The 15733-nt window shown below is 35.1% G+C and carries 15 protein-coding genes; 9 read left to right on the forward strand and 6 right to left on the reverse strand.

Annotated features, from left to right (window positions below; all coding sequences use genetic code 11):
• Positions 1 to 16: 16 nt before the first annotated feature.
• The 9 genes from hisH (at position 17) to BUA03_RS10605 (ending at position 9786) form a co-directional block, all read left to right on the forward strand.
• Complete coding sequence (hisH, locus tag BUA03_RS10565; RefSeq protein ID WP_066077513.1) at positions 17 to 646, forward strand: imidazole glycerol phosphate synthase subunit HisH; 630 nt, start codon at positions 17 to 19, stop codon at positions 644 to 646.
• 40 nt (positions 647 to 686) lie between these two features.
• Positions 687 to 1442, forward strand: coding sequence for a 1-(5-phosphoribosyl)-5-[(5-phosphoribosylamino)methylideneamino]imidazole-4-carboxamide isomerase (hisA, locus tag BUA03_RS10570; RefSeq protein ID WP_066077515.1), 756 nt, complete (start codon positions 687 to 689; stop codon positions 1440 to 1442).
• A gap of 29 nt (positions 1443 to 1471) precedes the next feature.
• On the forward strand, positions 1472 to 2227 hold the full coding sequence (hisF, locus tag BUA03_RS10575; RefSeq protein WP_066077516.1) for an imidazole glycerol phosphate synthase subunit HisF: 756 nt from the start codon (positions 1472 to 1474) through the stop codon (positions 2225 to 2227).
• An 83-nt stretch (positions 2228 to 2310) separates the two neighbouring features.
• Entirely contained in the window at positions 2311 to 2910 is a 600-nt protein-coding gene (gene hisIE / locus BUA03_RS10580; RefSeq protein WP_066077519.1) for a bifunctional phosphoribosyl-AMP cyclohydrolase/phosphoribosyl-ATP diphosphatase HisIE, read from the forward strand.
• Between the two features lie 43 nt (positions 2911 to 2953).
• The gene (locus tag BUA03_RS10585; RefSeq protein WP_245792613.1) at positions 2954 to 4174 is read left to right on the forward strand and encodes an alpha/beta hydrolase; all 1221 of its coding nucleotides are present in this window, start codon (positions 2954 to 2956) and stop codon (positions 4172 to 4174) included.
• A gap of 54 nt (positions 4175 to 4228) precedes the next feature.
• Positions 4229 to 5662: a leucyl aminopeptidase family protein gene (locus tag BUA03_RS10590; RefSeq protein ID WP_066077522.1), complete on the forward strand. Its 1434-nt coding sequence runs from the start codon at positions 4229 to 4231 to the stop codon at positions 5660 to 5662.
• A 3-nt stretch (positions 5663 to 5665) separates the two neighbouring features.
• Positions 5666 to 6880: an ATP-grasp domain-containing protein gene (locus BUA03_RS10595; protein ID WP_066077524.1), complete on the forward strand. Its 1215-nt coding sequence runs from the start codon at positions 5666 to 5668 to the stop codon at positions 6878 to 6880.
• 146 nt (positions 6881 to 7026) lie between these two features.
• Positions 7027 to 8073 (forward strand): alkaline phosphatase D family protein, encoded by a 1047-nt coding sequence (locus tag BUA03_RS10600; RefSeq protein WP_066077525.1) that lies wholly within the window; start codon positions 7027 to 7029, stop codon positions 8071 to 8073.
• 57 nt (positions 8074 to 8130) lie between these two features.
• Positions 8131 to 9786 (forward strand): M1 family metallopeptidase, encoded by a 1656-nt coding sequence (locus BUA03_RS10605; RefSeq protein WP_066077527.1) that lies wholly within the window; start codon positions 8131 to 8133, stop codon positions 9784 to 9786.
• A gap of 159 nt (positions 9787 to 9945) precedes the next feature.
• On the opposite strand, the gene BUA03_RS10610 is transcribed toward BUA03_RS10605, so the two are convergent.
• The 6 genes from BUA03_RS10610 to BUA03_RS10635 all read right to left on the reverse strand — a co-directional run bounded on the left by BUA03_RS10610 (position 9946) and on the right by BUA03_RS10635 (position 15727).
• Positions 9946 to 10821 (reverse strand): sugar phosphate isomerase/epimerase family protein, encoded by an 876-nt coding sequence (locus tag BUA03_RS10610; RefSeq protein WP_066077529.1) that lies wholly within the window; start codon positions 10819 to 10821, stop codon positions 9946 to 9948.
• Between the two features lie 20 nt (positions 10822 to 10841).
• Entirely contained in the window at positions 10842 to 11735 is an 894-nt protein-coding gene (locus BUA03_RS10615; protein ID WP_066077531.1) for a hydroxypyruvate isomerase family protein, read from the reverse strand.
• An 8-nt stretch (positions 11736 to 11743) separates the two neighbouring features.
• Positions 11744 to 12982, reverse strand: coding sequence for a nucleoside permease (locus tag BUA03_RS10620; protein WP_066077534.1), 1239 nt, complete (start codon positions 12980 to 12982; stop codon positions 11744 to 11746).
• 62 nt (positions 12983 to 13044) lie between these two features.
• The gene (locus BUA03_RS10625) at positions 13045 to 13782 is read right to left on the reverse strand and encodes a 3-keto-disaccharide hydrolase (protein ID WP_066077535.1); all 738 of its coding nucleotides are present in this window, start codon (positions 13780 to 13782) and stop codon (positions 13045 to 13047) included.
• A 25-nt stretch (positions 13783 to 13807) separates the two neighbouring features.
• On the reverse strand, positions 13808 to 15265 hold the full coding sequence (locus BUA03_RS10630) for a Gfo/Idh/MocA family protein (protein ID WP_175542103.1): 1458 nt from the start codon (positions 15263 to 15265) through the stop codon (positions 13808 to 13810).
• Between the two features lie 87 nt (positions 15266 to 15352).
• Positions 15353 to 15727 (reverse strand): c-type cytochrome, encoded by a 375-nt coding sequence (locus BUA03_RS10635; protein WP_066077666.1) that lies wholly within the window; start codon positions 15725 to 15727, stop codon positions 15353 to 15355.
• Positions 15728 to 15733: the final 6 nt, after the last annotated feature.

Here is a 15733-nt window from a genome sequence, read left to right on the forward strand (position 1 = left end):
ATGTAAAAGAATAAAAATGAGTCAAAATATAAAAGAATCAACTTCAACTCGCCCTTTGGGGGATGGTGGGATTGTAATCATAAATTACGGAGCTGGAAACATTCAAAGCATTATGTTTGCCATGGAACGATTGGGTTTTCAAGCTGTTTTAAGCAACGATTGGACGGAAATCAAAGCTGCGGACAAAGTGATCTTTCCGGGTGTTGGCGAAGCAAGTTCTGCCATGAGAATGCTTGTTGATAGCGGACTGGATGTGCTGATTCCAACCTTGAAACAGCCTGTTCTAGGGATTTGTCTTGGCATGCAATTGATGTGCAACAAATCAGAAGAAGGAAATACGACTGGATTGGGAATTTTCGATGTTGATGTGGTAAAATTTACTTCAAAAGTGAAAGTGCCACAAATGGGTTGGAACCAAATTTACAATTTGAAATCGCCTTTATTTCAAGGAGTTGCTGAAAATGAATACATGTATTTAGTGCATAGTTTTTATGCGCCGCTGTGCGATGAGGCCATTGCAACAACAAATTATGAATTGGAATATGCATCGGCGCTGCTAAAAAACAATTTTTACGGAACTCAATTTCACCCCGAAAAAAGTGGTGATGTTGGAGAGCAAATTTTAGAAAATTTTCTGAAATTATAATTTTAACACTTTCGACTTTCGAACTTTAAGACTAATTAAAATGAGAATAATACCAGCAATAGATATCATAGACGGAAAATGCGTTCGCTTATCAAAAGGGGATTACAATACGAAGATAATTTACAATGAAAATCCGCTTGAAGTGGCCAAATCATTTGAAGCTCACGGAATTGAATACTTACATTTAGTTGACTTAGATGGAGCAAAGTCGAGCCAAATTGTGAATTACAAAATTTTAGAACAAATAGCGACTCAAACCAAACTAAAAATCGATTTTGGCGGTGGCCTAAAGTCGGATGCCGATTTGAAAATCGCTTTTGAAAGTGGTGCCAACCAAATTACAGGTGGCAGTATTGCAGTAAAAAATAGAGCAATTTTCGAAAAATGGATTGCTGAATATGGTTCTGATAAAATCATTTTGGGAGCGGATGCAAACAATGAAAAAGTAGCGGTATCTGGCTGGTTAGAAGATTCTGATGAAGATTTGATTCCGTTTATTCAAGAGTATCAAAACAAGGGTATTCACTATGTGATTTGCACGGATATTGCCAAAGACGGTATGCTTGAAGGACCTAGTTTTGATTTGTATGCTAAAATTTTGGAGCAATGCAATGTTAAATCAGGTGCAGTCGCTATTAAATTAATTGCGTCTGGCGGAATCTCCACTTTTGATGAATTACCAAAATTAGCCCAATTAGGTTGCGAAGGAACAATCATAGGAAAAGCAATTTACGAAGGACGAATTAGTTTGAAACAATTGGAAAATTATATTATAACAAACCCTATCAGGGTTTAAAACCCTAATAGGGTTAATCACATTAGACTATGCTTACAAAAAGAATAATTCCTTGTCTAGATATAAAAAACGGACGTACCGTAAAAGGTGTAAATTTTGTAGATTTGCGCGATGCCGGCGATCCAGTAGAATTAGCCAAAATCTATTCTGATGAAGGAGCTGATGAATTGGTTTTCCTAGACATTTCAGCAACCGAAGAACGACGCAAAACCTTGATTGATTTGGTTCGCAAAGTGGCAGCAACAATCAATATTCCGTTTACTGTTGGCGGTGGAATTTCTTCTGTAAAAGATGTCGAGGTTTTACTGCAGAATGGAGCAGACAAGGTGTCTATCAATTCATCGGCGGTAAAAAATCCACAGTTGATAAATGATTTGGCACAAAAATTCGGCAGCCAATGTATCGTAGTTGCTATTGATGCTAAACAAATTGACGGCCAATGGATTGTACATTTAGTAGGAGGAAAAGTAGCAACCGAATTGAATTTATTTGATTGGGCGAAAGAAGTGGAACAGCGCGGCGCGGGCGAAATCTTGTTTACCTCAATGGATAATGACGGTACAAAAAACGGATTTGCAAATGAAGCTTTGGCACAACTATCGGAACTGGTTAATATTCCAATTATTGCTTCAGGCGGTGCCGGAAACCTACAACATTTTGTAGATAGTTTTTCCATTGGTAAAGCAGATGCAGCATTGGCGGCAAGCGTATTTCATTTTAAAGAAATTGAAATCAAAACATTGAAAACAGCACTCAAAAATAACAATATCGAGGTTAGAACATAAAAATAGATAATGGAATAAAGAGAAAAGAAAATCTGATTAGATACTCTTTCAATCTTTAAATTTTCAATCTTTAAATTATAAAAATGAATATAGATTTCTCAAAAAATACAGACGGATTAATTCCAGCCATAATTCAAGATAGCATAACTAAAACGGTTTTGATGCTCGGTTTTATGAATGCCGAGGCGTATCAAAAAACAGTTGATACTAAAAAAGTAACTTTTTATAGTCGTACCAAGCAACGACTTTGGACAAAAGGCGAGGAAAGTGGCAACTTTTTGAATTTGGTCGAAATAAAAAATGACTGTGATAACGACACCTTGTTGATTCAAGTAAAACCAGAAGGGCCAACTTGTCACAAAGGAACGGATACCTGTTGGGAGGAGAAAAACGAAGCGAATTATGGCTTTATTTCTGATTTAGAAAACACGATTCAACTGCGAAGAGAAAATGCAGATTCTGAAAAAAGTTATGTTGCCTCTTTGTTTAAATTAGGGATGAACAAAATTGCTCAAAAAGTAGGAGAGGAAGCAATTGAAGTAGTAATTGAGGCAAAAGATGACAATGACGATTTGTTTTTGAGCGAAAGCGCCGATTTACTTTTTCATTATCTTATTTTATTACAAGCCAAAGGTTTTAAATTAAACGATGTGGTTGAAGTTTTAAAAAGTCGTCAGAAATAGAAATTTATTTCAAATATTTTTCAGCAATAAAACCCAATAGTCAATGTATAAACTATTGGGTTTTCTTTTATTTCAAATCGTAATCCACTATATTTACTATTATTTTAAAAATAGGAATACCACAATGCAAGTGATGAATTTAGACAATACCACATTGACACTAGAACGCAACGATCCAAACATAAATTCTGGACTGTACATCATCTTAACTACCGATGAAGATGATTCCCGACCAGTATATATTGCTGGAAATTTTAATGATTGGCGTACTCAGGACAAAGATTTTATGATGGAAAAAATTGGAAACAATCTTTATCACTTTAAATTCTCGCATGATTTTGATTATCCAGAATTGCTTTTGTATAAATTTACGAAAGGAGATTGGAGTGAAGTTGAGATTGACCGTAACGGCAACCGAACAGAAAATCGTTCGACAACTGCGCACACCGGTATTGTAAATGAACATGTTGCGAGATGGAGAAAAAACTGGTTGCCATTCAAGCAATCTTTTTTGCCACAGGTTCAGTTGATATCAGATGAATTTAAGATTCCACAACTCAATAAAACAAGGAAGATTTGGGCTTTATTGCCGCATGATTATGACAGTTCAAGCGAGTCTTATCCCGTACTATATTTGCAAGATGCTCAAAATTTATTCAACGAAAAGGCGGAGTTTGGAAATTGGGAAATTGACAAAAAACTAGCCGTTATGTCCGAGTATAAAATTGGAAAAATTATCGTAATTGCTATAGAACACGCAGAAGAAGATCGTATTATAGAATACAATGTAGGGAAAACTGTTTTGGGAAAAGGACAAGGTAAAAAATACATTCGGTTTGTAACTGATACGTTAAAACCCTACGTAGATAGTAATTTTAGAACAAAAAAAGAACGCGAATTTACAGGAATAGGAGGGAGTTCGATGGGTGGATTAGTAAGTATTTTTAGTGGATTGCGAAATCCCGAGGTGTACGGCAAACTGATGATTTTTTCGCCTTCATTGTGGGTAATACCAGATTTAAAAATAAAACCTAAAAAAACTAATGCAGCGGATACGAAAATCTATTTATATGCTGGCGGTGACGAAAGCAAAACAATGATTGAGCACATCAAAAAGTTTCAGAATGATTTGCTTGCAAGTGAATTTGTAAATGACGACTCTAAAATTAATTTAAGTATTAACAGACAAGGAAAGCACAGTGAAACCTATTGGAGTGATGAATTTCCAAAAGCAATTGAATGGTTGTTTTTTCAATCGAAGTAAAGTAAACATAGCGCAATTATCAAATAAATAAAGTAGGTAATAAAAAAGAAACAAATGATAACAAACACGATTCAAAATACAGATGATTTTTCAGGAACAATTTTGATTCCCGTTTTTGAAACTTATGAAAAAAGTATTGTTCCCATTGCATACAATGGATTAGAGATTTCTTCTAAATTATTTTATGGAAAAAAAGACACGCATTATGTAGCGGAGAAAAATGAGGCGACCTATATATTTATTGGTTTAGGTAAGGCGATTGATTACAGATCTCTGAAAACTATTTTTAGACGTATTTCATCAAAGCACAAAGAACTCTTTAGTTCAAATATTGCTTTAGTTGTACCAGAACAATGCATTGAAAATCAAGTTGAAGCCATAGTTTCGGGTTTGCTTTTAGGGACTTATAATTTGGGTCATTTTAAAATAGATAAAGACGAACATCCTTTTCTAGCTATCGATTTTACTTTGAGTTTAGTTACCAATCAGGATTTTTTGGCTGCAGCCAAAAAAGGAATTAAAATTGCAAAAGCGCAATTGAGTACTTTTACTTTAGTTGATTTGCCGCCTAACACCGTCACACCAAAATACCTTGCCAATTGGGCTAAAGAAAGCGGAGCGAAATACGGTTTTGAGGTGGAAATTCTGGGTTATGAGGCATCAAAAATTGCAGGTTTAGGTGCTTTTTTGGCGGTAGGAAAAGGAAGTGAGAATGAGCCACAGTTTATCATTATGAACTACACACCAAACGCGGTAGTAGGGAAAATGAAACATGTGGGATTAGTAGGGAAAGGAATTACTTTTGACACAGGTGGACTAAATATAAAATCGGCAGGAATGGTTCACATGAAGTGCGATATGGCTGGAGGTGGTGCTGTTTTTGGAGCGATGCAATTGATTGCTGATTTACAATTACCCATCAAAGTGACGGCAATCGTTCCTTGTGCTGAAAATTCAGTGGATGCCAAGTCATTTTTGCCTAGCGATGTGATTCATAGCTATAGCGGTCATTCTATAGAAATTATTGATACCGATGCAGAGGGACGTCTTATTTTAGCAGATGGATTGTCTTATTTAATTAAAAATTTCAAACCAGAATATATTGTTGATATTGCTACGCTTACCGGAAGCAGCGTAGGTACTTTTGGGTACGAATGTGGGGCTCTGTTTACCAATAATCAGGAAATGGCCAAGAAATTACAAGAAAGCGGCGATGCTGTTGGTGAACGTTTATGGCCTCTACCACTTTGGGATGAATACAAATCAGATATTGCAAGTGACATCGCCGACGTGAAAAATTACAGCGGAAAACCTGTTGCCGGTGCCATAAGTGCTGCTAAATTTTTAGAATTTTTTACTAAAGAGCATAAAGCGTGGGCGCATCTGGATATTGCTGGAGTAGCTTTTGGCGATGATGAATTTGCAAAAAGTAAACACGCTACAGGATATGGAGTTCATTTATTAACTAAATTCATTGAAAATTTATAACGTATGGAAAACTCTAAAACCTTCCTTTGTATTTCAAATTATTTCAAAGGCACCGATTTTTTAATTCAATTAAAGAAGTTAGGCAACAAAGTTTATTTAGTGACAAGTGAAAAATTGAGGGATAAACCTTGGCCACACGAGCACATTGATGAGATTTTTTACATGGAAGGCCAAGATGTCGATTGGAATTTAGAGCATTTATTACTAGGAGTTGGTAATTTTATGAAGTCCGCTAATATTGATTCGATTGTTGCTTTAGATGATTATGATGTGGAGAAAGCCACCTATTTGCGAGAAAATCTCCGCATTGACGGGATGGGACAAACTACGGGACGTTATTTTAGAGATAAATTAGCAATGAGAATGAGAGCCAAAAGTTGTGGAATTCCTATCCCAGCTTTTTGTTCGTTATTTAATGACCATGATATTAATGCTTTTGCCGATAACATTGCCGCACCGTGGGTTTTAAAACCACGATCAGAGGCTTCGGCAACAGGAATTATAAAAGTTCATGACAAAGAAAGTTTGTGGATTCATATCAATGAAATGGGAAATAATAGATTTAAATATTTACTGGAGCAATTCAAGCCTGGCGATGTGTATCATTGTGACAGTTTGATTCTAGACAGTAAAGTTATTTTTAGTTTAACGTCTAAATATTTGGCTACGCCAATGGAAATTTCGCAAGGTGGTGGCGTGTTTCGATCTGCCAATATTCTCTATAAGTCTGATGATGATCAAGCGATCAAAAAATTAAATGAGCAAGTAATGAAAGGCTTTGGTTTAAAACATGGAGCCGCACATACAGAATTTATAAAAAGCAAGGAAGATGGCCAGATCTATTTTCTCGAAACTTCATCACGAGTAGGAGGAGCGCATCTAGCTGAAATGGTCGCAGAAGCATCAAATATTAATTTATGGAAGGAATGGGCAGCTATTGAAGACGCTTTAGTAAAGAAAACAAAATACCTTTTACCCAAAGTAAAAAAGGGATATGCAGGGATTGTCCTTACTTTGTCCAAATTTAAATATCCTAACTTATCGTCATTTTCAGATCCAGAAGTCTGCTTTAAAGTGCCTTTAGATTATCATGCGGGCCTTATCGTAAAATCAGATAAGCAGGAAAGAGTTTTAGAATTGTTAGAGGAATACGGTACCCTTCTAGCCAATGATTTTACTGCTGTAGTAGAACAAAGTAAGGTAACTAACTTACATTAAAGGGCATTGATGTACGATTAAAAAAGCGACTCTTTTAATAGTGAGTCGCTATTTTTTTTTAAGTTTTCTTAAACTATAAATAAATAGGTTTTTATACCTTCGTTTAAATTTTTGTGCTTCAATAAAAGTTTCGATCTCAATCCCTTATGAAAAAAATAATTCTCATTTTTAGCTTTTTAGGATTTATTAGTTGCAAATCATCAATTGATACTCCTTTAGTTACACTTCAAACACCAATTCAGAATGAATACTTTACAATTGCTTTTGGTTCTTGCGACAATCAAAAAATTAAAAATGAACTGTGGCCAGCAATAGATAAAAATCATCCTTCGGTTTGGATTTGGGGTGGCGACAATGTTTATTCAGATACGGAAGACATGCAGTTTCTGAAAAAGAACTATGAAATTCAGAAACAAGATGTTGATTACCTTCAATTTAGTAAAGACAAAGTCGTGCTTGGAACTTGGGATGATCATGATTATGGCTCTAATGATGGCGGAGTAGAATATTCTCATAAAAGAGAGAGTCAGCAACTATTCTTAGATTTCTTGGAAACTTCAAAAGAGGCCCCAGAACGAAAAAGAGAAGGTATTTATTCTGCTAAAACGATCGCTGTAAATGGGCATAAAGTAAAAATTATTGTTCTTGATTCTCGTTATTTTAGAACAGCGTTGACAAAAGCCATCAACTCTAAAAAACGATTTCAACCTAATAAATATGGTGAAGGAACACTCTTAGGAGCAGCACAATGGAAATGGTTGGCAGAAGAACTTCAATCTTCTGATGCACAATTTAATGTCATTGTCAGCAGCATTCAATTTTTATCAAATAAGCACGGTTTTGAAGCGTGGGGAAATTTTCCACATGAAGTTGAAAAATTAGAGCAACTAATTGTTTCCACCAATGCAAAAGGAACCTTTATAATCTCAGGTGATCGTCATATCGCCACTTTCAGTTCTAAAAATGTTACAGGTTTATCTTACCCCTTAATTGATTTTACTTCTAGTGGCTTAACTCATACTTACACTTCTTTTTCTAGTGAGGAAAATCCGTATATAAAAGGAGAGGTGGTCAAAGATATTAATTTTGGATTATTAAAATTTGATTTTAAAAACCATAAAGTGATCATGCAAATTCGTGGAAAACAGAACGAATTGCTGCAAGAATACGTTCAAATCTATCCTGAAAATTAATAGATGGAATTAAATTTCTAATTTTTAAAGGTTATTTTTGTTCCAAATGAATTTACTATGAAAAGACAATGGCATTTTATTTTTATGTTCTTTTTTATTTTTAATAGTTCCAATGCCCAAGGACTATTGGATAAAAAAGCACCCTTATTTACCAGACAAGATACGCTTAGAGGCAGTATTACCAAAGAAAGAGCGTGGTGGGATGTAAAAAACTATCATCTTGATATAAAGGTTAATCCTGCTGACAGCACCATTTCAGGCACGAATACTATAAAATATCAAGTTGTTCAGGAATACAAGACCATGCAAATTGATCTTCAAAATCCAATGAACATTAATAGAGTTATTCAGGATGGCAAGGTTTTAAAATATAGCAGAGAAGGAAATGCATTTTTTATTGAATTAATTGCACCTCAGACAAAAGGTATAATTAAAGAACTTACTATATTTTATAGTGGAAAGCCAAAAGTGGCTATTAATCCGCCGTGGGACGGAGGAATCACTTGGAAAAAAGATGCTAATGGCATGCCTTTTATTGCTTCTTCTTGTCAAGGATTGGGTGCTAGTGTTTGGTGGCCAAACAAAGATCACATGTACGACGAGGTAGAGAATATGTTGATTAGTGTAAATGTTCCTGAAAATTTAACAAATGTGTCCAACGGTCGCCTAATCAGCGTAAAACAATTAAAAGATGGTACCAAAACATATAATTGGTATGTTTCAAATCCAATAAATAATTATGGTGTTAATATTAACATAGGGGATTATGTTTCTTTTTCGGAGCGATTCAAAGGAGAAAAAGGCGATTTAGATTGTACTTATTATGTCTTGAAAGACAATTTGGCGAAAGCCAAAAAACAATTTCAAGATGTTCCGCGTATGTTAAAAGCTTTTGAACACTGGTTTGGACCATATCCTTTTTACGAAGACAGTTACAAATTAGTTGAAGCGCCTTATTTAGGAATGGAACATCAAAGCAGTGTCACCTATGGAAATGGTTTCCAGAACGGTTATCGTGGCCGGGATTTAAGCGGAACAGGTTGGGGTTTAAAATTTGATTTTATTATCATCCACGAATCGGGACATGAATGGTTTGCGAATAACATCACCTATAAAGATATTGCTGATATGTGGATTCACGAGAGTTTTACCAACTATTCTGAGAGTCTTTTTGTTGAATACTATTATGGTAAAGAAGCTGGATATTCCTATGTTAGAGGTATTAGAAAAAATATTGAAAATGACAAACCCATAATTGGGCAATATGATGTAAACAATGAAGGATCTGGAGATATGTATTATAAAGGAGCCAATATGTTGCATACGTTACGCCAAATTGTAAATGACGATGAAAAGTGGAGAAACATTTTAAGAGGACTGAATAGTACTTTTTATCACCAAACGGTTACTACCAAACAAGTGGAAGATTATTTGAGCCAAAAAGTTGGAATTGATTTAAATTCTGTTTTTAATCAGTATTTAAGAGATACTAGAATTCCGACACTAGAATATTTTTTCAAAGACAACCAGCTAGGGTACCGTTGGACAAATTGTGTTACGGGATTTAATATGCCTGTTAAAGTAGCATTGAATGGAAAAGAAAAAGTATTGCAACCAAAAACCGAGTGGCAAACACTGTCTTCAAAGTCGGAGAATCCAAAATTAGAAGTTGACAAAAATTTCTATGTAGCGAGCTTCAATATTACAGAGTAATGACGGTTTAAAGGTCTATAATTTTAAAATCATCGAATAAATGGTAAAATAATTTATTGGGTAAAACAGTGGTAAAAACGAAAGGGAACTAATTCAAGTATGGGCAAAATAGAAGTCAAGAAAAGGGATGCCACAACAACCCTTTTTTTGCTAAAAATTTTAGATTAAATTTTTCTTAATGTATTTCAAACTACTTATCGCAGATTCAATTGGATTTGGTTTGTAATTTGATTCGTGTTCCAAAAAGAAACGTTTCATTCCTGACAGTTCTGCCTGCGCAAAAATCGATTTGAAATCAATAGTTCCAGTTCCAATTTCTGCATTCCAATCTGGATTTGTTTTATCCATATCCTTTACATGCCACATCGTAAAACGTCCGGGATACTTTTCAAACAATTGTAGCGGATCATTTCCAGAGCGCACGACCCAGTATAAATCCATTTCAAAATCAACTAGGCTTTTATCAGTTTCATTCAATAAAATCTCGTAACCATTAGTAGCACCAAATTTGGTAAACTCAAAATCATGATTGTGGTATGCTAATTTTAAACCTCCATCTTTACAAAGTTGACCTACTTTATTGATTTGCATAGCCAATTTTTTATAAGCATCGGCAGTAGTTCCTCGCAGTTCTGAGACAATATAAGGCACAGTTACATATTCACTTCCTAACACATTTGCTGTTTCTATATAAGTTTTAACCACGTCAGTTGAACCCTCTTTTATTATAGAATTAAAGTCGAAATGATTGCTTGTAGCCCTCAAACCATTGTCATCTAACATCAATTTGAAATCACGAACCGAGGCCCCAAAAAATCCTTGCGCAGCAGAATATCCAAATGTTTCTACCTCGGTAAATCCCGCTTTTCCAACTTGTGCTAAAACACCTTTAACATCTTTTGGCAAGGTGTCACGCAACGTCCATAATTGAATTCCGATAGCTCTCTTTTTAGCTTCAAAAGCAAATGTAGGAGCAAGGGCCAAAGCGCCTAACGCTAAACTAGCATTTATTAAAAATTCTCTTCTTTTTAGCATGAGTTATTTTTTTAGATTGTTTAAACATCACAAATTGTAATAGCTTGTTGGAGCGAAGCAAGTTTGTCGGGATTTTTTGGAATAAATTCTTGTCCCACAAAACCTTTAAACCCTGTTTTTACAATTGCTTTCATAATAGCAGTATAATTCAATTCTTGCGTATCATCAATTTCATTTCGCCCAGGAACACCAGCCGTATGATAATGCGCAATATACTGATGATTATCACTAATATTTCTGATCACATCCCCTTCATCGATTTGCATGTGATAGATATCGAATAGTAATTTGAAATTTTCTGAGTTCAATCGCTTTGCTAAAGCAACTCCCCATAACGTTCTATCACATTGGTAGTCTTTATGATCAATTTTACTATTTAGCAATTCCATTACCAAAATGACATTGTGCTTTTCAGCCAAAGGAATTAGTTTTTGTAAGCCAAGAACGCAATTGCTCCAACCCTCTTCATCTGTTTTTCCTCTTCGGCTTCCGCTAAAACAAATTAGGTTTTTATAACCTGCTTTTGCGACAAGCGGAATCATTTCAGTATAGTTTTTTAGGAGTGTTTCATGAAATTTTTGATCATTGAAACCATCCACTAAATTAATTTCTGCACCGTTGCACATCGTTGAAACTAAGTCGTACTTTTTTAACATCGGCCAGTCTTTTGGTCCAACCAAATCAATTCCTGTAATTCCTATTTTCTTAGCTTCAATACAGAGCGTTTCGATGTCAAAATCATTAAAACACCATCTCGCAACGGAATGATTTATAGTTCCTTTTAACGGTCTAAATTGGATATCTGGATTACTCTTTGGCATAGCCAAAGCAGAAAAACCAGCGGGAATTCCCATAATAGTTGTTCCTGCTAATATTCCTTTTATGGCAGCTCTTCGGTTTAAATTCGTACTCATAATTAATTTTAAATAGCGGAAGGTATTTCTTTTACTTTATTTTTTTCATTGAATAAAAGGGCAAAAAGAAGGAATACTGCAAAAGCAATTCCCGCAGGAATTATCCAAACCATTTGCCAGTCTATGGCGCCGTCTACCATTTTATAATTGTCGGTTATCCACCCTGCAACTGCAAAACCAATAAGCATACCAACGCCGTAAGTAGCTAATGTTATTAAACCCTGAGCCGCGCTTCTATATTTTTCTCCTGCTTTTGAATTGGTATAAATTTGTCCAGAAACAAAAAAGAAATCATAACAAATACCGTGTAAAGCAATCCCTATTATTAACATGAAACTCAAATCATCTCCATTTCCATAAGCGAATAAAACATACCGAATTGCCCAAGCTAGCATTCCCACTAAAATTGTTTTCTTGAACCCGAAACGGGTAAAAAATACAGGAATTAACAACAAAAACAAAGCCTCTGATATTTGACCGATTGCCATTTTTCCAGTAGGATTCGAAACTCCAACTTCGGTTAAAAAAGGATGTGCATTCTGGTAGTAAAAAGCGAGTGGAATACAAATAAGAATCGAAGAGAGGAAAAAGATAGCAAAGTTTTTATCTTTCAATAATTTTAATGCATCAAGACCAATAATATCTCCGATTTTAATTTTTTCATCGCTTACTTTTGGTGGTGTTTTTGGTAAAGAAAAACTAAAGATTCCTAAAATAAAAGCCGCTATTCCTGCTAAAAGAAAGGTGTTTTTAAGTAATCCTTCAGAAACTGCTGCTGCAGCATCCCAGTGAAAAACAAAACTTATCGCCAATCCTGCTAAAATCCAACCAATCGTTCCCCAAACTCGGATACTTGCAAATTCTTTCTCTGGATCTTTCATTTGGTTGAAGGAAACTGAATTTACTAATGCTAATGTTGGCATGTATAAAATCATGTAACTTAGAACGTAAGTATAGAACAGTCCAACTTCCTCTGATTGGTACATTTGATACATCAAAAAAGCACCAATAAGATGCAAAATTCCTAATATTTTCTCTGCATTAAAATACCGGTCAGCGATTAATCCTACAATGAAAGGAGCAATTATAGCACCCCAAGATTGTGTTGAAAAAATAGCCGCAGTTTCTGAACCGGAAGCTTTTAAATTGTTTCCTAGAAACGTTCCAAGGGTTACAAACCATGCTCCCCAGATAAAAAATTCTAAGAACATCATTATAGATAATTTTATTCGGATGGTGCTATTCATTGGTAACTTGGTTTTAATTTATGGTTTGGTTAGTATAAAATGTTGGAAGCGGAAATTTTAAATTACATACCAGCTTCGCAGCCCGTTGTAATTTTCATGGTATTCCATTCCTTGATCATTATGTTTCTGAACCATACATTATCGCCATGATCTTGCAACGCTATTTTACCTTTCTTAAAAGCAGCAAAGCCAGGCCAAGTTGCAAATTTACTACCTGCTACTAGTGTTTTGAAATTAGCATCCCAAAGTGTCGTTTCTACAATTTTTACTCCATTTAGCAAGAAGGTTAATTTTCCGAATTTACAAACAATATCTACAGTATTCCATTCACCAACACCTTTTACAGGTTCTGAGGAACTTTTTATTAAATCATATAAATCACCTGCTCTGTGTTTTTCAATTTTTCCGTCAGGATGACCGTCATTGTCTAAAACTTGCATTTCTATACCTGTTTCATAAGTATTTTTGAATTTTACTAAATCTTCTTTAACGTAGAAAATAATACCGCTGTTTGCATTTGTAGCCACTTTCCATTCTAATTTTAAATGAAAGTTTTCATATTCAGCATCGGTAACAAGATCACCACCTTGCCCATCTTTTGCAGCCGCTGGATCAAAATGCAAAACACCATCTTCTACTTTCCAGCCAGAACCTGCTGTTTTTTTTCCGTAAGTATGCCATCCAGTAGTCGATTGTCCATCAAATATTGATTTAAATCCTTTAGGAATAGCTGCTTGTTGCGCACTTGAAGTTTGAATCATAATCATAACAAGTAAGGAAGAACAAATATTTTTAATCATTTTTAATATATTAAATTAATCTAAATTATAAAGTTAACGCTTTCCAGCCTTGGCGATACTCTCGTTTTACAAATTGATTTACTTCATCAAAATTTGTAATTCTCATCGCATCATTATCCCATAACAGTTTTGCAGAACGTCCAGGGTAAACATCTTCTCCAAGTTCATCTCGTTTAAGATCATATCCTCTAATTGCTAAATTTGCTATTAACAAAGCTTCGGTTAAGGGACCCGCAATTTCAAAAGGAGAACTCAACTCTTTTTTTCCATAACCAGCGATTGAAGCTTCAACCCATTGTTTATAATGACCTTCAGAGCCATCGTTTACTCTACCGTATTTTTGAGCTATATTTAGATTTTCATTTTTGCTAAGTGGCAGTAAACGCGGATTTAAACCATAGGTGTCACACATCATTTTTCCTTTTGTACCCGTAAATAATGTTCCATTCCCTCCATCACCAAAGATTTCATTCGGACCTAATTCTGAAGGTCTTTCAGGTTGAATTCCTCCATCCATCCAGTGTACAGCAATATCGCCATTAGTTTTTTTAGTTTTTGGAAAAGTTAAAGTTACGTGACTTGAAGGAGGACAACTCTCTGGGAAATACCCTCTTTGAAATTCATCTACATAAACAGAACCAATACTACATTGAACATCTTTAGCATATTTTAAATTTAAAACGCTAAAAGGAGCTTCTAATAAGTGACAGCCCATATCTCCTAATGCGCCTGTTCCATAATCCCACCAGCCACGCCAATTGAATGGAACTAATTTGTTTACATAGTCTTTGTAAGGTGCAGTTCCCAACCATAAGTCCCAATCTAATTCTTTTGGAATATCTGCTTTATTAGCAGACCAAGGAATTCCTTGAGGCCAAACAGGTCTGTCTGTCCAAGCATGTATGGTGTGCACATCTCCTATTAGTCCTGCTTCATGCCATTCCTTCATGATTCGCGTACCATCATTTGAGGCACCTTGATTTCCCATTTGGGTAACCACTTTATATTTTTTGGCCGCTTGTGTCAACATACGAGCTTCATAGATATCATGTGCCATCGGCTTTTGAACATAAACATGTTTGCCTAATTGCATCGCTGCAAGGGCTTGAATGGCATGATTATGATCTGGAGTAGAGACAGAAACAGCATCGAAATTTTTGTGTTCTTTGTCTAACATTTCACGCCAATCGGTATAAAATTTAGCTTTAGGAAATGCCTTCACACTTTCAGCGGCTCTTCTAGTATCCACATCACATAGATAGGAGATAGTAGCTTTTCCACTCTTGGCAAACATCGCGATATCTGACTTTCCTTTTCCTCCCACACCAATACTGGCTATAGATAAACGGTCACTTGGCGCTACATATCCTCTGCCCAACACATGACGGGGAACAATCAGGAATGCAGCAGCAGCGATAGCAGTTGTTTTTATAAAATCACGACGGTTATTCGCAATTTTATTTATTTCTTTTTTTTCTTTCATTTATTTTAATGCGGTTAGTTAATAGTAATAAATGAGCTGTTTTTCAATTAGCTAAAAAAGTACAGCTTGTTTGAATACAATATGAAATTATTTTTTTAGAGATAAAATGTAGGTTGCCATCGATTTTGCATCATCCTTTTTTAATGAAGCATGCGCTGACATGGGTATAGTACCCCAAACTCCAGAACCCCCTTTAATGATTTTACTCGTTAGATATGCAACATTTTTATCATTTAGAGCGTATTTTTTAGCGATGTCTAAATAGGAGGGACCTATTAGTTTTTTGTCTAATTTGTGACAGCCAATACAATCTGATTTTGCAATTAATTTCTCTCCATCAGAAATTTGGTACAGGATAGCTTCTTTTTTAGTAACGTTGCTATATTTTATATCAGAATTATAATTAGAAAATGAGGATAAGCCACCCAAAGCAACCCCAAAAAACAAATATTTTAATTTCATTATCAT

It is taken from the genome of Flavobacterium fryxellicola (genome assembly GCF_900143245.1).
GTDB lineage: Bacteria > Bacteroidota > Bacteroidia > Flavobacteriales > Flavobacteriaceae > Flavobacterium > Flavobacterium fryxellicola.